The 24,602-nt window shown below is 40.2% G+C and carries 24 protein-coding genes and 2 pseudogenes; 16 read left to right on the plus strand and 10 right to left on the minus strand.

Going from position 1 to position 24,602, the window contains the following annotated elements:
- Positions 1 to 287: 287 nt before the first annotated feature.
- The 3 genes and pseudogenes from ACGF49_RS16310 to ACGF49_RS16320 all read left to right on the plus strand — a co-directional run.
- Entirely contained in the window at positions 288 to 1,304 is a 1,017-nt protein-coding gene (locus ACGF49_RS16310; protein WP_228901020.1) for a phospholipase, read from the plus strand.
- A 15-nt stretch (positions 1,305 to 1,319) separates the two neighbouring features.
- Positions 1,320 to 1,907, plus strand: a complete 588-nt coding sequence (locus ACGF49_RS16315) for an ankyrin repeat domain-containing protein (protein ID WP_113044327.1) — start codon at positions 1,320 to 1,322, stop codon at positions 1,905 to 1,907.
- Between the two features lie 854 nt (positions 1,908 to 2,761).
- Positions 2,762 to 2,863 (plus strand): annotated as a pseudogene (locus ACGF49_RS16320) (hypothetical protein); the annotation flags it as partial.
- Between the two features lie 306 nt (positions 2,864 to 3,169).
- On the opposite strand, the gene srmB reads toward ACGF49_RS16320, so the two are convergent.
- A complete protein-coding gene (gene srmB / locus ACGF49_RS16325) occupies positions 3,170 to 4,507 on the minus strand; it encodes an ATP-dependent RNA helicase SrmB (protein ID WP_262977596.1) in 1,338 nt (445 codons plus the stop codon).
- 278 nt (positions 4,508 to 4,785) lie between these two features.
- On the opposite strand from srmB, the gene ACGF49_RS16330 reads away from it, so the two are divergent.
- Positions 4,786 to 5,520 carry a tRNA1(Val) (adenine(37)-N6)-methyltransferase gene (locus ACGF49_RS16330; protein WP_112894485.1) on the plus strand — a complete coding sequence of 245 codons (735 nt, stop codon included), beginning with the start codon at positions 4,786 to 4,788 and terminating at the stop codon, positions 5,518 to 5,520.
- A 67-nt stretch (positions 5,521 to 5,587) separates the two neighbouring features.
- On the opposite strand, the gene nadB is transcribed toward ACGF49_RS16330, so the two are convergent.
- Entirely contained in the window at positions 5,588 to 7,192 is a 1,605-nt protein-coding gene (nadB, locus tag ACGF49_RS16335; protein WP_113043773.1) for an L-aspartate oxidase, read from the minus strand.
- Between the two features lie 203 nt (positions 7,193 to 7,395).
- On the opposite strand from nadB, the gene rpoE reads away from it, so the two are divergent.
- The 11 genes from rpoE (at position 7,396) to acpS (ending at position 17,019) form a co-directional block, all read left to right on the plus strand.
- Positions 7,396 to 7,965 carry an RNA polymerase sigma factor RpoE gene (gene rpoE, locus ACGF49_RS16340; protein WP_112876375.1) on the plus strand — a complete coding sequence of 190 codons (570 nt, stop codon included), beginning with the start codon at positions 7,396 to 7,398 and terminating at the stop codon, positions 7,963 to 7,965.
- Between the two features lie 39 nt (positions 7,966 to 8,004).
- Entirely contained in the window at positions 8,005 to 8,670 is a 666-nt protein-coding gene (gene rseA, locus ACGF49_RS16345; protein WP_387491887.1) for an anti-sigma-E factor RseA, read from the plus strand.
- Between the two features lie 5 nt (positions 8,671 to 8,675).
- On the plus strand, positions 8,676 to 9,635 hold the full coding sequence (gene rseB, locus ACGF49_RS16350; protein ID WP_113043771.1) for a sigma-E factor regulatory protein RseB: 960 nt from the start codon (positions 8,676 to 8,678) through the stop codon (positions 9,633 to 9,635).
- The gene (gene rseC, locus ACGF49_RS16355; protein ID WP_113043770.1) at positions 9,635 to 10,099 is read left to right on the plus strand and encodes a SoxR-reducing system protein RseC; all 465 of its coding nucleotides are present in this window, start codon (positions 9,635 to 9,637) and stop codon (positions 10,097 to 10,099) included. Before rseB ends, rseC begins: the two co-directional genes overlap by 1 nt.
- Before the next feature lie 319 nt (positions 10,100 to 10,418).
- The gene (lepA, locus tag ACGF49_RS16360) at positions 10,419 to 12,215 is read left to right on the plus strand and encodes a translation elongation factor 4 (RefSeq protein ID WP_113043778.1); all 1,797 of its coding nucleotides are present in this window, start codon (positions 10,419 to 10,421) and stop codon (positions 12,213 to 12,215) included.
- Between the two features lie 20 nt (positions 12,216 to 12,235).
- Entirely contained in the window at positions 12,236 to 13,216 is a 981-nt protein-coding gene (lepB, locus tag ACGF49_RS16365) for a signal peptidase I (RefSeq protein ID WP_113043769.1), read from the plus strand.
- A 176-nt stretch (positions 13,217 to 13,392) separates the two neighbouring features.
- On the plus strand, positions 13,393 to 14,073 hold the full coding sequence (gene rnc / locus ACGF49_RS16370) for a ribonuclease III (protein ID WP_113043768.1): 681 nt from the start codon (positions 13,393 to 13,395) through the stop codon (positions 14,071 to 14,073).
- Entirely contained in the window at positions 14,070 to 14,978 is a 909-nt protein-coding gene (gene era / locus ACGF49_RS16375) for a GTPase Era (RefSeq protein WP_271859570.1), read from the plus strand. The genes rnc and era overlap by 4 nt, the downstream gene beginning before the upstream one ends.
- 9 nt (positions 14,979 to 14,987) lie before the next feature.
- Entirely contained in the window at positions 14,988 to 15,713 is a 726-nt protein-coding gene (recO, locus tag ACGF49_RS16380) for a DNA repair protein RecO (RefSeq protein ID WP_113043766.1), read from the plus strand.
- Between the two features lie 194 nt (positions 15,714 to 15,907).
- Complete coding sequence (pdxJ, locus tag ACGF49_RS16385) at positions 15,908 to 16,639, plus strand: pyridoxine 5'-phosphate synthase (RefSeq protein ID WP_113043765.1); 732 nt, start codon at positions 15,908 to 15,910, stop codon at positions 16,637 to 16,639.
- On the plus strand, positions 16,639 to 17,019 hold the full coding sequence (acpS, locus tag ACGF49_RS16390; protein ID WP_112894491.1) for a holo-ACP synthase: 381 nt from the start codon (positions 16,639 to 16,641) through the stop codon (positions 17,017 to 17,019). Before pdxJ ends, acpS begins: the two co-directional genes overlap by 1 nt.
- Before the next feature lie 2 nt (positions 17,020 to 17,021).
- Here the strand turns inward: acpS and ACGF49_RS16395 are convergent, their stop codons facing one another.
- The 8 genes and pseudogenes from ACGF49_RS16395 to ACGF49_RS16430 form a co-directional block, all read right to left on the minus strand.
- A complete protein-coding gene (locus ACGF49_RS16395) occupies positions 17,022 to 17,282 on the minus strand; it encodes a YfhL family 4Fe-4S dicluster ferredoxin (protein WP_112894492.1) in 261 nt (86 codons plus the stop codon).
- Between the two features lie 236 nt (positions 17,283 to 17,518).
- Positions 17,519 to 18,241, minus strand: a complete 723-nt coding sequence (locus ACGF49_RS16400) for a hypothetical protein (protein ID WP_228903157.1) — start codon at positions 18,239 to 18,241, stop codon at positions 17,519 to 17,521.
- 400 nt (positions 18,242 to 18,641) lie between these two features.
- Entirely contained in the window at positions 18,642 to 19,076 is a 435-nt protein-coding gene (locus ACGF49_RS16405) for a tail fiber assembly protein (protein ID WP_113043764.1), read from the minus strand.
- A 1-nt stretch (position 19,077) separates the two neighbouring features.
- Entirely contained in the window at positions 19,078 to 19,905 is an 828-nt protein-coding gene (locus ACGF49_RS16410; RefSeq protein ID WP_113043763.1) for a phage tail protein, read from the minus strand.
- Between the two features lie 364 nt (positions 19,906 to 20,269).
- Positions 20,270 to 20,365 (minus strand): annotated as a pseudogene (locus ACGF49_RS16415) (tail fiber assembly protein); the annotation flags it as partial.
- A gap of 13 nt (positions 20,366 to 20,378) precedes the next feature.
- Positions 20,379 to 21,101 carry a phage tail protein gene (locus tag ACGF49_RS16420; RefSeq protein ID WP_387491897.1) on the minus strand — a complete coding sequence of 241 codons (723 nt, stop codon included), beginning with the start codon at positions 21,099 to 21,101 and terminating at the stop codon, positions 20,379 to 20,381.
- Between the two features lie 293 nt (positions 21,102 to 21,394).
- On the minus strand, positions 21,395 to 22,666 hold the full coding sequence (locus tag ACGF49_RS16425; RefSeq protein ID WP_229015636.1) for a phage tail protein: 1,272 nt from the start codon (positions 22,664 to 22,666) through the stop codon (positions 21,395 to 21,397).
- A gap of 145 nt (positions 22,667 to 22,811) precedes the next feature.
- Complete coding sequence (locus tag ACGF49_RS16430; RefSeq protein WP_113043761.1) at positions 22,812 to 23,540, minus strand: tail fiber protein; 729 nt, start codon at positions 23,538 to 23,540, stop codon at positions 22,812 to 22,814.
- Between the two features lie 853 nt (positions 23,541 to 24,393).
- Between ACGF49_RS16430 and ACGF49_RS16435 the strand changes: the two genes are divergently transcribed.
- Complete coding sequence (locus ACGF49_RS16435; RefSeq protein WP_387491902.1) at positions 24,394 to 24,591, plus strand: hypothetical protein; 198 nt, start codon at positions 24,394 to 24,396, stop codon at positions 24,589 to 24,591.
- Positions 24,592 to 24,602: the final 11 nt, after the last annotated feature.

Consider the following 24,602-nt stretch of genomic DNA (forward strand, 5'->3'; position numbering starts at 1 on the left):
ACACCGTGAAGGGCCAGATTGTGGTTAAGGATAAGCTGGATCGTTTGAATATTATATGAAGCCAAAACAGTATTTGTTGTAAGTAGTCAGTTCACTTTGACTCTTTTCTGGCTATTTATTGACAAATAATAGGTAGAAATTTCTCTGTTATCAGCGAGAAGAATCACAGTTGATTAATATTTTTAACAAAATTTAAACACTTGTTTAACCCAATGGCGTTCCCTGCCGATAGATTAGTTGTACTGATTAAATCGTCGATTATTTTCAGCTATCCTTAGGGGAATTTTATGAGTTTATCAATTGAAATGAATCTATCAGTCGATTCAAGTTTTCCCGTTTTAAATAATCTTCAACTTGTTACACCGCCTTCTGTTCCAGACCAGAATATTGAAAAAGCGACCACTGAAATTTTTTCCCTCTCGGAAATAACTAAACAAAATAATAGAGTCTATCAATCATTAATTAATGAGCAGAGTATTAACGTTAATTTAAAGTCAATCACAGGAATTAAGTCTGAGCAAATTAGAGGTAAGCAATCTCATGAGATTGATTATATGTTGACTTTAATTTCTGATGATGTCTACATACGCACCACGATGGGAATAGGTGATTATGTTCGTCTTTCTGATGGTGAATTATTAAAGGCAGGAATAGAGCCGGCAAATTTAAGGGATGAAACAACGGGTTTTCAGGCAGGTATTTATCGGAATGACGATCTCTATATAGTGGCTTTTGTGGGCACTAATGATTTGAAGGATATATTAACTAATTTACGGCAAGGTTTTGGATTTGATGAAGCTCAATATCATCAAGCAATTGATTTAGCTCGCACTGCCAGAATAGCATTTGGGGAAAACTTGTTATTTACTGGGCACTCTTTGGGAGGTGGATTAGCCGCGACAGCCGCATTATCAATTGGAAAGCCTGCGGTAATATTTAATTCAGCTGGTGTTTCTGACAATATGATGAAAAATTTGGGTTTTTCACCTCAAGAGGGTAGGGCTATCGCTGAAAATGGATTGGTACGCCATTATGTTGTGGAGCATGATTTACTTGATGCATTACAACAAAAACTGCCGGTATCTCAGCCAATAGGACATAAAATCTTACTGAAATATAATGATGATTCGGAAGAATCAGGCAAAGGTTTTCCTAATAATCTGATACGTGGATTAAAAGCACATTCTCTTGAAAAGGTGCTGGAATTATTAACGATATACAAACCTTGGTCATCTTTAAATGATGAACAGCAAGAAGAATCTCTAGTCATGCTTAATGAACCGGATCTGAGCATTTCCGCATAATTAAAGAGAAGTGTGATGAAAATTAATGAAGTAATTGAGCCTGAATCGGAACTAGATGGTCAGCGGAGTGAAGAAAATATAACTCCGTTACAATGGGCGATATTCAATCAGCGAATGGATGATGTTAATAATTTGCTGAGGGATGGAGCTGATCCTACTCAACCTGGGTTGCAACAAGAAAGTGCTTTACATACGGCTGCAAAAATCAACAATCCTGATTATCTTAAATCTTTATTATCAGTCGCGCATGATGTGAATATTATACATCCCGTAACCTTAGCAACACCTTTACATGTTGCGGTTCAGGTAGGGAGAAAAATGCAGATTGAATTACTGTTGGCCGCCGGTGCTAATCCTAATCAGGCTAATCGGATTGGAGATACTCCGTTACATATTGCAGCCAAAATTAATTCGCCGGAACTGGTGCTGATATTGTTGAAGTCAGGCGCTGATCCTAAATTACAAAACAAGCAGCAATCAACATTCCTGATGTATCTTAATTTTACACCGCTAAAAGCGCGGAGCTGTGAGATGCAAGCGGAATATGATGAAGTCAATTATTGGCTGAAAGCTCAGCAAGTCAGCCGATATTATTTGAAGTAAGATAAAAACGGGCTATTTGGCCCGTTATTTTTCATTTAAAGATCAATAAATTAAATCAGTAATTGTGGGTTGAAGCATTAGGATCAATTCACAAATCACCATGTTTTTATCGTATTTTATGAATATTATATATTAATTTATTTTCCTTAATAAACAATGTCTAAAACCCAGAGTTGCTGGATATATTTCCTTAAATACGTTTTTGTTTCTCACTGTGAGCTTACGTGATAAATGATATCTACATTGTTATAATATTTTACCTGGTTTTATTAAGCGAAATCATTAATCGTGATCATCCGTGTTGTTATATGTAGTGATTATTATGAAAAGTGAAGCAATTTATGGAGACAGTATCTGGCAGCCTAGTCGGGAAAAACAAAAAGACATAAGTATTATGGTAAGTTGCTTGGTATAAAATATTAAATTATTTATTTTTTAGAGGAAATGTTTCTTTATTTATGACTAATAGGGGAAAAATTAAATTAATTTACTGATGTGGCGTGTTTTTATGAAAAATAAATAGTATAACTCGTAATTAACATTAAATAATGTTCACTTATTGAAATTATCTTTTATCTTTATCTCAAAAAAACAGTTCATATTTATTTGAGTTTGACTTTAATTTAAATTAAAGGTGGAAAAATAAACTTGTGATAAGTGTTATATTTATATTGCCTTCACGCATAAATAGCTTTCCATAATACCGATACACCTATGCTTTTTATTTTCTTTTTAAGCAATATTGGTTATGTAGCCTATTTCACTGATTCTACGGACTGCTTGGATGAAAAGGCTGTATGTCTTAGTACACAAGGGCTGGTTGGAGGTGGAGCATAATTATGGGAACTTATTTATATCCTGTTCCTAATCCTGATTTTCCATTCCTTGGTGTGCATTTCACACGAATGTTCAATGGCAAACGGGATGTTGGTCCGAACGCGGTATTAGCAATAGAAATTGGACGAGAGATTGTAAGAAGATATTTTCCGACTTTTTGAATATAGTAGAACGGTAAAAATAATCATCAATCACTCCCAGCCGTCTGTTTTTTTACCTTATACTTTGATTATCACTTTAACAGGGCGATAATCAAAACATAAAGTTGGTAGATTTTGAAAAGTATCACCCGACATTCCTGAATTGGGTGCGGAATGTTGGATTTAAAAAAACATTTTCTCGGAGCCTATTATTTACTCACAGAATAATCTTACTATGCGAAGCTGTATATTATAATTAACGGGCCAATCGGCCCGTTTAAAGATTTACGCATTGCTATTGGTTGGCGCTTCTGGTTTTGGATTACCGGAAGGTTTACGGCGTTTACCGATATTTTTGCTATCTCGATGACGTATTTTAGCTTTTTTCTTCGATTCTTCCGCTTTCTTTTTCTCTTTGCGTTTAGCCAATACTTTTTTCGATGGCTTATTGTGGGCTTTGTCACTTGGTGCTTTGGTTGTTGGGCGAAGTTCATCAACAATCCGCGACGTGAGTGGTTCATCCAGATAGCGACTGATTTTGCCTAATAAAGGATGATCATGCGCTTCCACTAAGGTAATTGCAGTACCTTTGCGACCTGCACGAGCTGTCCGGCCAATACGGTGTAGATAAATATCGGCGGTGCGCGGTAAATCAAAATTGAAAACATGGCTGATATCATCAATATCCAATCCACGGGCAGCAATATCTGTTGCAACCAGAACAGTGATACTGCCATCATTCAGGCGCTTAACCGCTTCCGTCCTTTTAGCCTGTACCATTTCCCCTTCAAGGAATCGGGCTTTAATGCCGGCTTGATGCAATTCATCCACAAGTTCATGTACACGTTCACGTTTGCGAACAAAAATAATGGATTTAGTGACATCGGGTTGTTTTAGTAAATGGCAAAGTAAGGTTGTTTTGTGTGCTAAATTATCTGCACGGTAGTAAAATTGCTGGATTTTTTTGCGTTCACGGCGTGATGGTTCAGCATCAATTTCAACTGGATCTTCCAGTAAACGTTCAGCAAAATCACGGATGGCTTCCCCTTCCAGAGTAGCAGAGAATAGCATGGTCTGTTTGCGCCAACGGGTTTCACCCGCTATGGTTTCAATATCGTTGGCAAAACCCATATCCAGCATACGATCGGCTTCATCAAGGATTAGTGTTTCAACTGCCCGACAATCAAAGTTTTCTTCCTTGATATATTGCAGCAGACGGCCTGTAGTGGCGACGACAATATCTTGATTTTCGCTGAAAATTTCTGCGTGATTCATATAGGCTACGCCGCCAGTAATGGTAGCGATATCCAAATTGGTATGTGCAGCGAATTCTTTTGCCTGATCTGCCACTTGCATGGCTAGCTCACGGGTGGGCGTCAGGATCAGAATGCGTGGTGGTCCAGATTTCTTGCGTGGAAAATCTAATAAATGTTGCATAGCTGGCAGCAGGTAAGCGGCGGTTTTGCCGGTACCGGTAGGCGCTGATCCTAGTACATTACGCCCGTCCATTGCTGCCGGAATAGCCGCAGCCTGAATGGCTGTTGGGCGGGAATAACCTTTATCATTCAGGGCGTCAAGCAGGCGTTCATCAAGCTCAAGTTCAGAAAAGTTTGTTGCAGTCATCATATACCTCTGTTTAGGCCGCCGATTATAAACGGGTTGGGCGTATTGTTCATCTATTAAAGCGGTCAATTAAGGTAGATAGCTTTTACCGAAACATAATAACCTTTATCCTATGGCGAAATTTATTGTGCTAAATAGATATATACCCTATGGATTTCAAGATGCATCGCGACGGCAAGGGAGAGAATCCCCGGGAGCATAGGTAACTATGTGACCGGGGTGAGCGAGTGCCGCCAACAAAGAGGCAACTTGAAAGATGACGGGTATAGGTTATTAATTTGAAACAGAAACGACTTTTACGCCGGGATGGATTTACTTTCAAGCAATTTTTTGTTGGTCATGAGCGGTGTGCAATGAAAGTCGGAACTGATGGCGTTTTATTGGGAGCATGGGCTCCAGTTAGTGACAAAAAAGCGATTTTAGATATTGGCTGTGGCAGTGGGCTCATTGCGTTGATGCTAGCACAGCGTACGGATGAAAATACTAAAATTGATGCAGTGGAATTGGATACAGAGGCTGCATTGCAGGCGCAAGATAATGCAGAACAATCTCCGTGGCAGAAAAAAATAAATGTTTATCAGCAGGATATTGGTGATTTCGCTGAACAGTATTCGCAATGTTATGACTTAATTGTCAGTAACCCCCCCTATTTTGAACCGGCTGTTGCTTGTCGAAATGAGGCAAGGGAACAGGCTCGTTATACGGGGTCGCTGACTCACCAGCGATTATTACAATATGCAGAGACGTTGATTACAGCGGATGGTCTGTTTTGTGTGGTATTGCCATATGCCATTGGTGAGGAATTTGAAACAATGGCATGTCGTTTGGGTTGGTTTTCTCATCATCGGGTCAATATCCGCGACAGGCAAGGCAAGCCGTTGCATCGGATGTTATTGGCATTTTCCCGTCAGGAAAAAATCAGTTTAATCAGCGAATTGACTATTCGTCAGCCAGACGGTGCATACACGCAAGCATTTCAGCAATTGGTGACGGATTTTTATCTCTATTATTGAATTATTTTATGAATTGTGGAAAGAACCACGCCGGAGCGTGGTCATGCAGAAGTTTTGCCAGTAAAAATCAGGGCGTCAAAATCGTTGGTTTTGATTCTGGCAGTAAATCGGGGTAATCCAGTGTGAAATGCAGACCTCGGCTCTCTTTTCTTTCCAGCGCACAACGCACGATTAATTCAGCGACTTGCACCAGATTTCGTAATTCCAGCAGATTGTTAGAAATCTTGAAATTGGAATAATAATCGTGAATCTCCTGTTGCAGCATATTAATACGGCGCAGTGCTCGTTCCAGGCGTTTGGTTGTACGCACAATGCCGACGTAATCCCACATAAATAGACGTAATTCGTGCCAGTTGTGCTGAATGACGACCTGTTCATCTGAATTGTCAACACGGCTCTCATCCCAGAAAGGGAGTTGCGGCACTTCTTCTATTTTTTCGATCTGTTGTTGGATATCCTCTGCCGCAGACCAGCCATACACCAGACACTCCAGCAGAGAATTAGATGCCATACGGTTTGCACCGTGCAGACCCGTATAGCTGACTTCACCGATAGCATATAAGTTGTTGAGGTCAGTATGTCCCTGATGATCGACAACAATACCACCGCAGGTGTAATGCGCGGCAGGAACGATTGGAATCGGCTCTTTTGTTAGATCAAAGCCCAGTGTCAGCAATTTTTTATAAATCATTGGAAAATGCTGGATAATGAAATCCGCTGGTTTATGGCTGATATCCAGAAACATGCAATCAGCACCAAGGCGTTTCATTTCATGGTCAATTGCTCGTGCTACGATATCGCGAGGAGCTAGTTCAGCGCGTTCATCAAAATCGGGCATAAAGCGGCTGCCGTCTGGTCGTTTCAGATATGCGCCTTCACCTCGCAGAGCTTCTGTCAGCAGGAAATTACGTGCCTGTGGATGGAACAGGCAGGTCGGGTGAAACTGGTTAAATTCCAGATTGGCGATACGGCAGCCTGCGCGCCATGCCGTTGCAATGCCATCACCGGATGAGATATCGGGATTTGTCGTATATTGATAGACTTTAGCTGCACCGCCTGTTGCCAGTACAACAACCTTAGCGCGATAAGTTTCCACCTGTTCTTGCTGACGGTTCCAAATATAAGCGCCGACGACTCGATTATCACCATCTAGCTGGGCTTTATTTGAAGTAATTAAATCAACCGCGTTGCAGCGCTCTCTCACCGTGATATTCGGATGAGACATCGCTTTATCAACCAGTGTCATTTCTACTTCTTTGCCGGTTGTATCTGCATGATGCAGAATGCGACGATGGCTGTGACCACCTTCACGGGTCAGATGATATTGTTTTTCTCCATCTTCGCTGGTTTCTGTATCAAACATAACACCTTGATCAACCAACCATTGTACGCAATGACGGGCATTACTGGTGATAAACTCAACAGCACTTTTATCGCAAAGCCCCGCTCCGGCGATAAGGGTATCTTCAACATGAGATGCGATACTGTCCGTTTTATCAAATACAGCGGCGATACCACCCTGTGCGTAATAGGATGCACCTTCACTAAGAATACTCTTGCTTAGCACAGTGACTTTATGTTGTGAGGCTAGCCGTAAAGCTAGAGATAGGCCGGCGACACCGCTGCCAATAATAAGTACATCGCTGTAATGTTGAGAGAATAATGATTGCATAATTGATGATGTATGAATGAAGATGGGTAAAAATCATGTTAGCCTATCAGATATGATCAAAGCTATGATTGCAACAAAATGATGACAAAAATTGAACTTCGCAGAATTTTATTACTCAAAGCCATGCTTGCTCAGGAATAGGACAGTATGGTTGGTTCAGTAAATATCAATGTGGAGCTTTGCTTCGGGAGATTTAACCTCGAATGAGCGAGCAGTTAACGGATCAAATGCTGGTTGAACGAGTGCAGAAAGGTGATCAAAAGGCATTTAACCTACTGGTAATCAGATATCAGCATAAAGTGGCGAGTCTTTTATCCCGCTATATTCCGCAGGGTGATGTTCCTGACGTTGCTCAGGAGGCATTTATTAAAGCCTATCGTGCATTGGCTTCGTTTCGTGGCGATAGTGCTTTTTATACTTGGTTGTATCGTATTGCAGTAAACACTGCGAAGAATTATTTGGTTTCTCAAGGGCGCCGTCCGCCGTCCAGTGATTTGGATGCTAGTGACGCAGAAAATTATGAAACTTCAAATGCACTAAAAGAAATTTCGAACCCTGAGAATTTAATGTTGTCAGAAGAATTAAGGCAGGTGGTTTTCCGAGCTATTGAATCTCTTCCCGAGGATTTGCGAATAGCAATAACGCTGAGGGAATTAGATGGGTTAAGCTATGAAGAAATAGCTACCATTATGGATTGTCCGGTTGGTACGGTTCGTTCCCGCATCTTCCGTGCAAGGGAAGCCATTGATGATAAAATTCAACCACTGATTTAAAATTAAAAATAGTGGAACAATACTGAAAGGTACTTTGGCATGCAAAGAGAAAAACTTTCCGCATTGATGGATGGCGAAACTCTTGATAGTGAAGTCGTTAGTATTTTGTCTAAAGATTCTGTAATGCAGAAACGCTGGGAAAATTACCACTTGATCCGTGATACATTGCGCGGTGATGTGACGGAAGTATTGCATCTGGATATTGCTAGTCGGGTTGCATTGGCACTTGAAAAAGAGTCGGTTCATTTCACCCCTGGGGCTATACCTGAATCTCAGCCTCAACCAGAGAGCTGGCAAAAAATGCCGTTCTGGCAAAAGCTTCGTCCTTGGGTGAGTCAAATGGTTCAAGTGAGTGTTGCAGCCTGTGTTTCGCTGGCAGTATTGGTTGGTGTACAGCAGTACAACAGCCATAGTGCTGAGGATCTTGAATATCAATCTGATACGCCTGCATTTAACACTTTGCCAATGATGGGATCGGCTTCTCCGGTGAGTTTGGGAGTGCCTTCTGGTGATGATATATTTGGCAATGATCCGCGCATTCAAATACAGGAGCGTAATAAACGTATTAACATCATGCTGCAACAATATGAACTCGATCGCCGTGTGCATTTTAGGCAAAATGATGAACGGGGAATTTCACCACAGGTTGCTATTCCGGTTCCCGGAACGCAATCTTTAGGAACGCAATCTTTAGGAACACAATAGCAGTAATGAAACAGATTTGGTTCTCCGTTTGTTTGCTGGCGGGCGGCCTGCTTGCTCCTTTACAAGCCTCGGCACAGCTCAACAGTGCTGAGGTTTTGTTGCGGGAGATGGGTAATGCCACTCGGTCTCTAACTTACGAGCTTGCTTTTATTAATCTCAACCAGCAGGCTATTGTCTCAGTTCGTTATCGCCACGCTATTATAAATGGTATTCCAATAGCTCAGATTATGCAGATGGATGGTTCTCGTAGGGAAGTTGTCCAGCGTGGTAATGAGATCAGTTATTTTGAACCTGGATTGGATGCTTTCAGTCTTAGTGGTAATCATATTATTGATTATTTACCGACCGTCATTTTTGCTGACTTCAATCAGTTGAAAAAATATTACAATTTCATTGACGTTGGTCGTACCCATATCGGTGATAGGCCTTGTAGGGTTGTACGCATCACCTCCAAAGATGAAGTGCGTTATAATTATATTTTACTGATCGACGAAGAAACTCATTTACCATTACGTATTGACTTACTTGATCGTGATAGTGAGGCGCTTGAACAATTTAGGGTTGTTTCTTCTACCATCGATGGGGATATCAATAATGCAATGAGTGTGATTACTCGCTTAAATATGCCGCCAATGCTGGTCATTCCACCATTAGAGAAGGTCGTATTTAATTGGAAAGTGGGTAAGTTGCCGGCTGGTTTCGTTGAGGTTTCGCGTAACCGTCGTAAATTGTCAAATAATAGTGGCACACTTGAATCTATTATGTTCAGTGATGGTTTATTTAGCTTTTCTGTGAATGTAACTAATGCGGATAAAACTGGTAAGTTGGAATATCCTCTCCGTCGTGGGCCTCGAACGATTTATAGTGCAATACGTGGTGCAAATGAGGTGACAATTATTGGTGAATTACCACTGGCAACTGCCAAGCGTATCGCCGCTGGTGTCGCATTTATAGGAGCTGACTGATGGTTAAAGAGTGGGCAACAGTAATTCACTGGCAACAGGGGCGGGCATTATTACGTTATGGTTCCTCTTCTGGTTGTGGCAGTTGTCAGGCGCGAGCAACGTGTGGTTCTTATTTACTCAATAAATTAGGGTCTGATGGCATACATCAGCTTGAACTTGAGATTTTACAACCGCTGCAACCCGGGCAAAAAGTGGAAGTTGGGATCTCTGAAGGGAGCTTGCTGCGTTCGGCGTTGTTGGTTTATCTGACTCCACTTATTGGGCTATTCCTTGGTGGTGCGCTTTTTCAGTTATGGGTGACCAATCAATTATGGGTGTTTTGTGGCGGTGTTTTAGGAGGCGCGTTAGGATTCTCCTTTGCCCGTAGAATCGCCACTTATTGGGATAATCGGCAGGAATATCAACCTGTCGTTTTGCAAATCGGCTTGCCTCCTGATGCCATTCACATTCAGCATCGGGAATAAATCTATACCCTATGGATTTCAAGATGCGCCGCGACGGCAAGGGAGCGAATCCCCGGGAACATAGCGAACGATGTGGCCGGGGTGAATGAGTGCAGCCAACAAAGAGGCAACTTGAAAGATAACGGGTATATTTTAGTTATCCAAAACGTTGAATGATTCATACCTTAAAGCTGCATGCATGACTAGGTTTTCGTAGATTTGGCATGTAGAATACAGCCTTTCAGGCCGGTGGCCGACCTAATAAACCGTCGCTTTATGTCCCTCTGTGTGTCCATATAGGCGAATGATTCAGAAATATCAAGGCAGAAAAATACTTATAATGAAGCAAATACGAAATTTCTCCATTATTGCTCACATTGACCACGGTAAGTCGACGTTATCTGACCGTATTATTCAAATTTGTGGTGGCTTAACAGATCGTGAGATGGCAGAGCAAGTACTGGATTCTATGGATCTTGAGCGTGAGCGTGGTATCACCATTAAGGCCCAAAGTGTTACCTTGGATTACAAGGCGAATGATGGGCAACTCTATCAATTAAACTTTATCGATACGCCGGGGCACGTTGATTTCTCATATGAAGTTTCCCGTTCACTAGCTGCCTGTGAAGGGGCATTGCTGGTGGTTGATGCTGGACAGGGAGTGGAAGCCCAGACGCTGGCTAACTGTTATACCGCGTTGGATATGAATCTAGAAGTTGTTCCTGTTCTAAATAAAATCGATTTGCCGGCGGCAGAGCCTGAGCGCGTAGCGGAAGAGATCGAAGATATTGTCGGTATTGATGCTACCGATGCAGTGCGCTGTTCGGCCAAAACGGGCGTCGGCGTACAAGACGTCATTGAGCGCTTGGTTAAAGAGATTCCAGCTCCGGAAGGCGATCCTGATGCGCCATTACAGGCTCTTATCATTGACTCATGGTTTGATAATTACCTTGGTGTTGTCTCCCTAGTGCGGATTAAAAACGGCACCTTGCGTAAGGGTGATAAAATCAAGGTGATGAGTACCGGTCAGGTATATAACGCCGATCGTCTTGGCATTTTCACTCCTAAGCGTGTTGATCGTGATGTATTGGGTTGTGGCGAAGTGGGCTGGTTAGTTTGTGCAATTAAAGACATTCTTGGTGCACCCGTTGGGGATACCTTGACATTGTCCCGTCAACCTGCGGAAAAACCACTTCCAGGCTTTAAAAAAGTGAAGCCACAGGTTTATGCAGGGCTGTTCCCTATCAGTTCTGATGACTATGAAGCGTTCCGTGACGCATTAGGTAAATTGAGTCTGAATGACGCTTCACTATTTTATGAGCCAGAAAGTTCTTCTGCGTTGGGTTTTGGTTTCCGTTGCGGTTTCCTTGGCCTGTTGCATATGGAGATTATTCAAGAGCGTCTGGAACGTGAATATGATCTCGACCTTATTACAACGGCCCCAACGGTTGTGTATGAAGTGGAGACAACTAGCCGCGATATTCTCTATGTGGATAGCCCTTCTAAACTACCACCGCTGAATAATATTGAAGAGTTACGTGAACCAATTGCTGAGTGCCATATGCTATTACCTCAGGAGTATTTGGGGAACGTCATTACCTTATGTGTTGAGAAGCGCGGGGTGCAAACTAACATGGTTTACCACGGTAAACAGGTTGCACTGACTTACGAAATACCGATGGCGGAAGTGGTTTTGGACTTCTTCGATCGATTGAAATCTACCTCTCGCGGTTATGCTTCACTGGATTATAATTTCACTCGTTTCCAGTCATCTGATATGGTTCGTGTGGATGTATTGATTAATACTGAACGAGTTGATGCATTGGCGTTGATTACTCACCGTGGCAATGCACAGTACCGTGGCCGGGAGCTGGTGGAGAAGATGAAAGAACTTATTCCTCGTCAACAGTTCGATATCGCAATTCAGGCTGCGATTGGTAATCATATTATTGCGCGCTCAACAGTGAAGCAATTGCGTAAAAACGTCTTGGCGAAGTGTTATGGTGGTGACGTCAGCCGTAAGAAAAAGCTATTGCAGAAACAGAAAGAGGGTAAGAAACGTATGAAACAAGTGGGTAACGTTGAGTTACCGCAGGAAGCTTTCTTAGCCATTCTTCATGTTGGTAAAGACAATTAATAAGCTTGTAAGGAGTCTAAATGGCTAACACTTTTGCCCTGATCCTAACGTTGGCAACGTTAGTCACCGGCATTATTTGGTGTATCGATCGTTTCAAATGGGCACCAGAGCGCAAGAAAAAACTTGCCAGATTGCAGGAGCTGACTGAAGGTACAATGGATCAGGAGCATCTGGCTGAGACTATTAACAAGCCAACATGGGTGGATACCTGTTCATCTATTTTTCCTGTGTTAGCCGTGGTTCTGATCCTGCGCTCTTTTGTTTATGAGCCTTTTCAGATCCCATCGGGTTCCATGATGCCAACTTTATTGATTGGTGATTTCATTCTGGTAGAGAAATATTCATACGGATTGAAAGATCCCATCACTCAAACGACATTGATTAAGACTGGCGAACCAAAGCGTGGTGATGTTGCTGTATTTAAATACCCGTTGGACCCCAGTTTTGATTACATTAAACGGGTGGTTGGTTTACCGGGAGATAAAATTATTTATGATCCGGCAAAGAAAGAATTGCGTATTTTTTCTAATTGCAGCAAAACAGGGAATTGTCAGGAAGAATTACCGGTTTCTTACGGTTCACTATTCCCAAGTGAATGGACAATGCAGCAGTATGGTGTCGATTCCAAGGGTGAAAGTTTGAGAAAGGTAGGTGTTTTCCAAATCCCTGTTGAAGAAACGTTGCCGCCTTACAGTATGCGGCAGGGTGAACGAATTGAGAATTTGGGCGCGGTAACTCACCATATTTTGGAGATTCCCGGTGTACTATCGGTACCTAATTTCCGTCAACCTGGCTTGCCAGAGGGAATGTGGATTGTGCCCGAAGGCCACTATTTTATGATGGGTGATAACCGTGATAATAGCGCTGATAGCCGTGCATGGGGCTTTGTCCCTGAAAAGAATTTGGTCGGTCGCGCTTCCGCCATCTGGATGAGTTTTGAAAAACAGGAAGGGGAATGGCCTACCGGAGTTCGCTTCAGCCGTATTGGTGGAATTAATTAATATTTTTATATTAGCGAAGCATTAATTTTACTCGCGGTGTAGAATGTCCTTTCAAACTTAATAACTGGCTCCTATAAGGAGCCAGTGCAAACGCAACAGTTTTGTCAGGGGTTCCTGTTACAGGTCTGTTGCGTGTGCGTTTTTATTTGACGAATTCTGACCGATATTGGTAGCACATGAATCCCATCGTAATTAACAGATTGCAGCGTAAGCTGGGGTACACTTTTGATCAGCATGATTTGCTGATACAAGCGTTAACTCATCGTAGTGCCAGCAGTAAACATAACGAACGGCTGGAATTTCTTGGTGACTCAATCCTGAGTTTTGTTATTGCCAATGCGTTGTATCATCGCTTTCCTCGTATTGATGAGGGGGATATGAGCCGCATGCGTGCTACATTGGTGCGTGGTAATACGCTGGCTGAGTTGGCAAGGGAATTTGAATTAGGTGAATGCCTTCGTTTGGGGCCGGGGGAACTGAAAAGCGGCGGTTACCGCCGTGAATCAATACTGGCTGATACGGTTGAAGCGCTGATTGGTGCTATTTTCCTTGATAGTGATATCCAGACTATTGAAAGAATTATTCTGAGATGGTACGAAACCCGTCTGAATGAAATCAGCCCTGGCGACAAACAGAAAGATCCGAAAACCCGTTTACAGGAATATTTGCAAGGGCATCATCTGCCTCTGCCGTCATATCTGGTTGTTATGGTTCGTGGTGAAGCTCACGATCAAGAATTTACTATTCACTGTCAAGTGAGCGGTATTGAACAGCCGGTTAAAGGAACAGGCTCCAGCCGTCGCAAAGCGGAACAGGCAGCGGCTGAGCAAGCATTAAAACAATTGGAGCTTGAATGAGCGAACAAGAAACCTATTGCGGATTCGTGGCAATAGTTGGACGGCCTAATGTGGGGAAATCCACGCTGCTAAATCAGCTTTTAGGTCAGAAAATATCTATCACTTCTCGTAAACCGCAGACGACCCGTCACCGTATTATGGGTATCCATACTGAAGGTGCTTATCAGGCTATTTATGTGGATACACCGGGATTGCATATTGAAGAAAAACGGGCAATTAACCGGTTGATGAACCGGGCAGCCAGCAGTTCTATTGGTGATGTGGAGTTGGTTATTTTTGTTGTCGAAGGGACTCATTGGACCCCGGATGACGAGATGGTACTGAACAAACTGCGCAATCTGCATTGTCCGGTTTTGCTGGCTATCAATAAAGTGGATAACGTGGCCGATAAAACCAGCTTATTGCCACATATTGGTTTTCTCAGTAAACAGATGAGTTTTCTTGATGTTGTTCCAATGAGCGCTGAAAAAGGCATGAATGTTGATACGATTGCCAAAATTGTGCGCGGATATATACCGAAAGCGACTCACCATTTTCCAGAAGATTACATTACTGACCGTTCTCAGCGGTTTATGGCTTCTGAAATTATTCGAGAAAAGCTTATGCGTTTTCTTGGTGAGGAATTGCCATATTCTGTCACGGTTGAAATTGAGCAGTTCGTGGCGAATGAGCGCGGTGGTTACAATATCCATGGTTTGATTCTGGTTGAGCGTGAAGGTCAGAAGAAAATGGTCATTGGTAATAAAGGCAGTAAAATCAAGACCATTGGCATTGAAGCCCGTCAGGATATGGAAAGGCTGTTTGATGCAAAAATCCACTTAGAACTGTGGGTTAAAGTTAAAGCGGGTTGGGCTGATGATGAGCGAGCATTACGTAGCTTGGGTTACGTCGATGATTTGAAATAAGGCATCCCTGTGGACGGTTGGCAACGTGTTTTTGTTCTTCATGGGCGTCCTTACAGTGAAACGAGTCTGTTACTGGATCTGTTTACTGAAAATGAAGGGCGGATTAGCGTGTTGGCAAAAGGTGCGCGTAGCCGTCGTTCCAATTTGAAAGGCTGCTTGCAGCCCTTTACCCCATTGCTGGTTCGTTGGAGTGGGCGGGGGGCAATTAAAACGCTGCGTGATGCAGATCCTATCTCTCTGGCCCTTCCTCTTACTGGCAACGTATTGTACAGCGGTTTATATATCAATGAATTGTTGTCAAGAGTGCTTGAACAGGGAACGGCTTACCCCGCCTTATTCTTTGATTATCTCCAATGTTTGCAGGTTCTTGCTGCCAGTGAATATACACCGGAACATGCATTACGTCGGTTTGAACTGGCGTTGCTGGCAAATCTTGGTTATGGCGTTGATTATCTGCATTGTGCGGGCAGTGGTGAACCTGTCGCTGACACGATGACCTACCGTTATAGAGAAGAAAAAGGATTTATCGCTAGCTTGGTTGTTGATCATTACAGTTTTACCGGGCGCGAATTAAAATCACTGGCAACTCGTGAATTCCCTGATTCTACGACATTAAAGGCAGCAAAGCGTTTCACGCGTATTGCATTAAAACCTTATCTCGGTGGCAAGCCTTTGAAAAGTCGTGAATTATTTCGGCAGTTTGTACATCGGAAGCCTGAAAAGAAAGAAAACTAATGAATTTGTTTCTCTTCAAGATGGAAAGTGTAAACTTGTCATATTCTAATATGACTATACCCTATGGATTTCAAGATGCATCGCGGCGGCAAGGGAGCGAATCCCTGGGAGCATAGAGAACTATGTGACCGGGGTGAGTGAGTGCAGCCAACAAAGAAGCAACTTGAAAGATGACGGGTATACAGGAGATAAATATGGCTGAAGTATTATTAGGCGTTAATATCGATCACATTGCGACAGTGCGCAATGCCCGTGGTACCAATTATCCTGATCCGGTTCAAGCGGCTTTTGTTGCGGAACAGGCGGGAGCCGATGGAATTACCATTCATTTGCGTGAAGATCGCCGTCATATTACCGATCGGGATGTAGAACTGTTGAAAAAAACTATCCAGACTCGGATGAACCTTGAGATGGCCGTGACAGATGAAATGGTGGATATTGCCTGTCGTATTAAACCTGAATTTTGCTGTTTGGTGCCTGAAAAACGGCAGGAAGTGACAACAGAAGGGGGCTTAGATGTTATTGGTCAGAAAGATAAAGTTGCTGCGGCGGTTAAGCGTCTATCTGATGCGGGTATTCTTGTCTCGTTATTTATTGATGCGGAACATCGACAAATTGATGCGGCTAGTGAAGTTGGCGCACCTTTCATTGAAATTCATACTGGTGCTTATGCCGATGCAGAAAGTGAAGTAGAACAGGAAAAAGAGTTTCATCGTATTAAAGCAGCCGCGACTTATGCAGCGAGTAAAGGTCTAACGGTTAATGCGGGTCATGGGCTGACGTATCATAATGTACAACGTATTGTTGCTCTGCCAGAGATTTATGAGTTGAATATTGGTCATGCCATTATTGGACGTGCGGTATTCAGTGGCTTGACTGCTGCTGTGGCGGATATGAAAACCCAAATGCGGAAAGCTCGCCGTTAATGGCTATTATTGGGTTAGGTACAGATATTGTTGAAATTGCCCGTATTGAAGGGGTCGTCGAGCGCTCAGGTGAGCGCTTGGCAAAACGCATTCTCAGTGAATTCGAATGGGAACAATATCAGCAACATGAAAAACCGGTTCGTTTTTTGGCTAAACGCTTTGCGGTAAAAGAAGCCGCAGCAAAGGCATTAGGAACGGGTATCCGTAATGGGCTGGCATTTAACCAGTTTGAAGTGGTCAATGATGCACTGGGAAAACCGATTTTGCGACTTTATGGTGCGGCCGCAGCGTTAGCTCAGCAATTGGGGGCGACCTCTTTACATGTGACATTGGCTGATGAGCGCCGCTATGCCTGTGCGACCGTTATTCTTGAGCGCTGATTTCAGATTTTATCTGCATGATGTAGTAATACAAATTTATCCCATAGTTGTTCTTCTGTTTCTTGTCGGTTTGGATCGGTGATAATGGTATTATTTATCGGACAGACTGATTGACAGGTTGGTGCATCATAATGACCGATGCATTCGGTGCAACGGTTGGCATCAATCTCATAAATTTCATCTCCCATTGATATCGCCTGATTGGGACATTCGGGTTCACACATATCACAATTGATACAGCTTTTTTTGATTAATAATGACATTTTAATATATTAACTTATTTTTCACTTTATATTTTTTTTTCATTCTTTTGAGGAAGAACAGCTCGAATAATAACAAAATATTTATGGCTGTTGTAGTATTAGTAATAAGAAAATGATTAAGACCGGGATTCAGTCTGAATCCCGGTCTTTTTGTGAATTACGATAATGGTGCAATTGGCCAGCTAATTTCTGGGGCTTTATCAAAATAATTATAAAATTTTAGATAGTTAACAAAGTTAGTTATCTGATATCCCTACTACAAATATGCGTACAGGAGGAAAGCTTGCACTGCGAGATTGCCAATGTGATACTATTACTAGGTTTTCTTTATTGATTTTTAATATATCAGCTCCTTCACCATAGTTACCTCCACTGATATATCCTCCCATGCTGGAAAGTATAGCATGAGGTTCATAAGAGTATGCAATTGGGTATGTGATAGTGAATTTTCCCTCGTTAGCTAAATTTGGAGCTATTACATATACAGATTGGAATAAGATATATTTTCTCTTTAATCCACTCAAAAATGGAATTTTAAAAGTCATGAAATTATTCCCTTGTGTAAACAAAGGAGTACCTGCCAATAATAATTCCAATAAACCGAGATTTTTCACAAACTCATTTTTATTGGGAATATCTGCCCCGTTTTTTGCTTTTTCTAATGCGGAGTTGGAAATTTTAGTTATAATTTTTTGTTCTAACGCTTTATTTAATTGGGTAGTGAGTTTGGTTATATTACCATCATCCAAAACATCACTGCCAGATTCTGCCGCAATAAAATCAGCTACAACAGAGGATATTGTTGATGACTGACGTAATGCTTTATTTAATACATGAGTAGTAATACTTTCTGGTGGAAATCCAGTATTTAAACTCTCGTTCTCTTCATATTTTTCTTGGCTCACAACATTAGCATTGTTACTAATAGAAAAAGCCTTAAAATCATTTTTTTGGCTCATGTTTTTTCCTCAAATTAAATAGTGTGTTCTATAATTAATAATATTGAATTGTTATAAAGATAACTTTAAGAAATTCATAGTCTAGTTCGGAAAAATAATAATGAAATACTTTTATAACTTAGGCGATTAACTATTTATGTGTAGTTGATGATAATTGGTTTAATTTTTCAATCAAATAACCTGATATTGATAAATAGGATGGTGAAAATATATTTAAATCATAAAAGCTTGTCAGGGTGAGCAGAAGGAATAATAATGAGTCATTATTCTCCGGGGAAAAGTATATGATATTACTGGATTGGGTTGATATTTCAATGGTTCTTGATATTGCATAACTAAAATACCAGAATGAATAGAGTGATAAAGACCGGGCACCATCCTGATCCCGGTCTTTTATTAGTTACAATAATGGTGAAATAGGCCAGTCAATTTCCGGTGCTTTTGACGTATCAACCCGATTAAGCATGACGCGGTATTTTTTCCATTCTTTGAGTAATAGTATTTCTTCATCTGTTGCTATATCAAGTTCTATAGCATCGGAAAGTGGGGTTATTTTTTCATTCGCGTGAGATATAAATTGCGTTCTTTGGCTTTCCGCTATGGATATTAATTCCTCTTTTGTTGGTGGTGGAGTGTCTTCCCAACAAGGAAGACCCTCTTCGCCACAGGAAAGTATTTTTCCGGCGGGAGGTATTCCCGAGAACTTATTGAATATGCCATCAGTTACAGATATGGGATCGTTTGGCCATGAGCTTGCTGCAATATAATCCTGCTGTAATAATAGTGGATAAAATGCTTTATTTAATGCGCTAAATACATAGTTTTTATCGTTCATATTAATACCCTATTGCTCTATAAAATGCGGCTACAGGAACTTGTAAATTTGGAATACTGCTAAAACATTGGAATTGGGTATTATTGACTGTCATTATTGAAAATGTGCCAGCATGTTGAGGGGCGTTACCAACGTGAGTTAACGTGACGTTGAGACATTTATTCGGGAATGGGATTGGAAAGTTATTTAAAGCACCAGCTTCGGCATAAGCATTGCCTTTAACTGATGCTATTCCCCACATTTCAATTAAGCCCGAAGGTAATTTTTGCCATCCGACCTGATTCAGGCTAGAGGTGAAAAACGACATATTAGGCACTTGATTTTCACCATTCCCTATCGTTATATTTGTTGAATCGGATAAACCAAGGTTCTTTATAAATGCAGCTTTATCAGGAATGTCTGCGCCGTTTTGGTCTTTTGCCAGTCGATTATTAGCATTATCATTTACATCAGAAACAAGCTTCTGAGTTGAAGCGAGTGTATTACTGTTGCCTATTTGGTCTGTGAGCTGAATAACTCCTTTTTCTGTTAATGAGGCATCGGGAGTTTCTGTTGTGTTTTTTTGTTCTAAGGATTTCTTGAATTGGGTGGTGAGTTTGTCTATATCCCCATTATCCAGAACATCTTCGCCAGATTGTGTTGCGATAAAATTAGCGACGACAGTGGATATGGTTGACGACTGACGTAATGCTTTATTTAATAGTTCAGGGGTAATATCTGCTGTTGGAAACCCAGTTTGTAATTTTTGTTCTTTTTCATATGTTTCTTGGGTCATTATATTTGCATTTTCACTAATAGAAAAAGCCTTAAAATCATTCTTTTGACTCATATATTTTTCTCCAATTAAGCAGTGTATTTTATAATCAATGTGGTGAATTTTTATAAAAATAATTTTTCCCTATTCACGCCAGCTATAGTTTAGTTAGAAAAAAGAATAATGGAATACTCTTATAACTTATAGGGTTAACTATTTTTATATAATTGTTGGTAATAAATATGTTAATTTTTTGTAATCTGAAATGTATCTAAACTATTTGCATTAATAAAGTCTCATTTATTCCTTGGAGAAATTATGTGGTATGACTGAATTGGTTTAATATTTTAATGATTATTGGTGTTGAATAACTACAAAATACCTGAATCAATAAAATGATTAAGACCGGGTTCTACCTGAATCCCGGTCTTTTTGTTAATTACGATAAGGGTGGAATTGACCAGTCAATTTCAGGTGCTTTCGAAGTATCAACCCGATTAAGCATCACCCGGTATTTTTTCCATTCTTTGAGTAATTTAATTTTTTAATTAATAACCTATTGCTCTAAAATAGACTCCAACAGGAGGAACATGATTAGTAGGACTTCTATAACATCGGAATTGGCTCCGATTTACTACGTGTACTGAACATATTCCGGCGTCTTGAGGGTTATAACCACCATGAGTTAATGTGATATTTAAACAGGCGTTAGGAAATGGTATTGGAAAATTATTTAAATACCCAGATTCAAGAGAGCCATAGCCGTTAGCCAGTACAAATCCCCATGTTTCAATTAAACCTGAAGGTAATTTTTGCCAACCAGCGCTAGTCAAGTTTGCAGTGAAATACGACATATCTGGAATCTGATTAATTCCAGTGCCTATTTCTCGTTTTGCTGCTTCATTTAAACCTAAGTTTTTCACAAATGCATTTTTATCAGGAATATCTGCGCCGTTTTGTGCTTTTTGCAATGCGAAATTGGAAATTTTAGTTGTAAATTTTTGTTCTAACGCCCTATTTAATTGAGTGTTGAGTTTAATGGTATCACCATCATCGAGAACATCACTGCCAGATTCTGCCGCAATAAAATCAGCGACAACAGAGGCTATTGTGGACGATTGGCGTAATGCTTTATTTAATACATGACGAGAAATCGTATCATCTGGTGGAAACCCAGTTTTTAAACTTTGCTCTCCTTCATATATTGCCTGGCTTACTACATTAGCGTTATTACCAATAGAAAACGCTTTAAAATCATTCTTAGGACTCATATATATTCCTTAATTAAATAATATTGTTTTGTAATTAACATGTTGAGTTATAGTATAGGTAATTTATCGAGATTAATTTCAATTATAGTCTACGCCAAAAAGTGAACAGTAAGATTTTATTTTTAATCAAATGATTAATTATTTACGTATGGCTGATGATAATAAATTATTTTATCTTATCTTTTTTGGCAATTTATTTATGTTTGCCAGATAAATAGAGAGAAATATCTTTGTAAAATAGGAAGGTAAATTATCTCCTAAAAAATAAAAGGGCTGCTATGCAGCCCATAATTCTAATCAGCAATATAAATTTCTGTAATATCAGGGCAATCCTCTTTGTTTACTATAGATAACCTCACTCCTCCGTCTGATGAGTGCACAACGAGCCATCCTTTTGATCCATATCCAGTGCCAACCAAAATATTATCGATCGGAGGCATTTGTAAAGGTAAAAATATACCTGGGCTACCAGTACGTAAATATATACATCTTCCTCGTATGTCCTGACTCAGTAATATGCTACTTCCACTATCTCCACTCCTTCCTATTTTTCGCCATCCCTGATTAGGGCCTTTCTTTTGATATCGCTCGTCGGATTCTGAACGTGAATATGCCCCCACATCTCTGGCTTCCAGATTGATGTCTTCAATCAGTGCTTTGCCGTTAATTTTCCTGTTATTAGGAACCGCATTTTTTGCCAATGTCACGGTTTCTGATAAGCCAAGTTCATTTACAGTAGGTTTGTTTTTGGTTGTATAAATGCTAGTCCAATCTTCTTCAAATCCATAATTATCACGAGCCGAGCGATAAGCAATACCCCCGTTTTTGTAATGCACTTTCAACTGAAAAGCCGGACAACTCCCAACTCCATTATAGAAATGCACAACATGATCACTAAATTTCGGCAGCAGTAAGTCATATGACCCTGAATCTGCATTCCACGGGACCTGGTTATCAACAGAGTATTTTCCTGTTAATCCGAGCCTAAATGCCCCTACATCGCCAGCCCCTAAACTGATATCTCCAGTCAGTGCCTTACCATTAATCTTCCTACTACTCGGCACAGCATTTTTCGCCAGATTGACGGTTTCCAATAAGTCGAGATTTTTCACAAACTCATTTTTATTGGGAATATCTGCCCCATTTTGGTTTTTGGCTAATCTATTGTTAGCATTATCATTGACATCAGAAACAAGCTTCTGAGTTGCAGCGAGTGAATGACTATTACCAACCACATCGGTAAGCTGAACAATACCTTTCTGTGTTAATGAGGCATCGGGAATCTTTGGCGCCATTTTCTGTTCCAACGCCTTATTTAATTGAGCGGTAAGTTTTTCTATATTTCCGTCATCCAGAACATCATTGCCAGATTGTGTCGCGATAAAATTAGCGACTACAGAGGTTATCGTGGATGATTGACGTAATGCCTTATTTAATATATTAGTGGTAATACCATCGGGCGCAAACCCAGTCTTCAAATTCTGACTTTCTTCATATTTTTCTTGGCTCGCTGCATTAGCATTGATACTAATAGAAAAAGCCTTAAAATCATTTTTTGGACTCATATTAAACTCCTTAAGTGATGTAATTTATAAATAATATGTTGAATTGTTGTGAAAATAATTCTCTGCTTAATGTGATAAGTATATGGATTTTATCATTTATAATTGCCAACCAATTGCAATGCAATAATCAAAATATTTCCTTAAATTAATATCCTACTGCTCTAAAATATGCTGTAACAACGGGAGTCCAATTAGTAGGACTCCTAAAGCATCGAAACTCACGTTGATTTTCTATGATTACTGAAAATATTCCTGCTGCGTTAGGGCTATGGCCATTATGAGTTAATGTGACATTAAAACATTTCTTTGGGAATGGTATTGGAAAGTTGTTTAAATATCCAGACGTGTAAGAGCCATAACCATCAATTTGAGCTATTCCCCACATTTCAATTAAACCTGAAGGTAATTTTTGCCAGCCATTCTGGATCAAGCTTGCGGTAAAAAGAGACATATCTGGAAGCTGATTAATTCTATTATTCAAATTATTATTGATATCGGAGACAAGTTTCTGTGTTGCAGCCAGTGTATTATTATTGCCAACCACATCTGTAAGTTGAACAACACCTTTCTGTATTAATGAGGCATTGGGAACTTGTGTTGCAAATTTTTGTTGTAACGCCTTATTTAATTGAATATTAAGTTTAGCGGTATCACCATCATCAAGAACATCTTCACCAGATTGTGTCGAAATGAAATTAGCGACTACAGAGGCTATTGTTGATGATTGGCGTAATGTTTTATTTAATAAGTGAGTAGGAACATTATCTGGTGGAAATCCAGAATATAAACTCAGACTTTCTTCATATCTTTCTTGACTCACTACATTGGCGTTGGCGCTAGTAGAAAACGCTTTAAAATCATTTTTAGGACTCATATGCTTTCCTTAAATTAAATAATATTGTTTTGTAATTAATAGCTTGGGTTATAGTACACATGATTTCTCGCGATTGATTTCAACTATAGAGTTTAGACCAAAAAAAGGTTGGTAAGATGCTATTATAGATTAAACGATTAATTGTTTGTGTATGACTGTTTGTATATGACTGATAGTGATAAATAGTTTAATCTCTTGTGATCTAAAATATACCAAGGCATTTGGTTCTGGGTCTTTGTTTTTATAACTGAATTATTAATTTGGAAAGGGAATACTATATTACTACAACTATTAATCTCGACGGTTTAATTAGAAGTTATATCATGATTATGAAAATTTCTTTATGAAAGGATGGGTGTTAGCTCTGGGCAGCAACTGAAAGATTCTTATATACATAAATAAGAAATTTTATTTATGATATATTTTTGTTTTTCTTTTGTTAATATTATGCTTTGAGGATTTATATGCGTTTTTATAAAAAAATCAGACTATTATTGTTAGATGATATTTTTGTAGATGAACTATTATTTTATTTTTCTTATTCATTTGACCATATTTATAGAGATATAAGCTCATTATATCCTTGGGGTTAATGCTTCTATTTTTCGATATGTTGGGTTGTCTTTGTGAATAAATTTATTCTTAAGGGAGGAATATGTTTAAAAAATTAGAACAAGTCATCTTTGATACCTGTGATAACAAAAGCATTTTATCTCTTTGGTTGCAAAAAGAACAGTTGGGTAAATTAAGATAGTGGCTGAAAACAGCAATCAGCCTGAATTAAAACAAATTATATAAAGCATGCTTAATTGATTGCTGTCATTGTGCTTTTTGCCGTCGGAAGGTCAGGGGTTTGTATCATCCACGGGAAATTAGATTTTCAAAACAACTGTTGTATCTGTCAGATGCAGTAGTTTTCCATACCCTATGGATTTCAAGTTGCATCGCGACGGCAAGGGAGCGAATCCCTGGGAGCATAGGTAACTATGTGACCGGGGTGAGTGAGTGCAGCCAACAAAGAGGCAGCTTGAAAGATAACGGGTATATTTAACCTAAACTTAA

The organism is Photorhabdus sp. RM96S, assembly GCF_042879335.1.
Taxonomy (GTDB): domain Bacteria; phylum Pseudomonadota; class Gammaproteobacteria; order Enterobacterales; family Enterobacteriaceae; genus Photorhabdus; species Photorhabdus kayaii.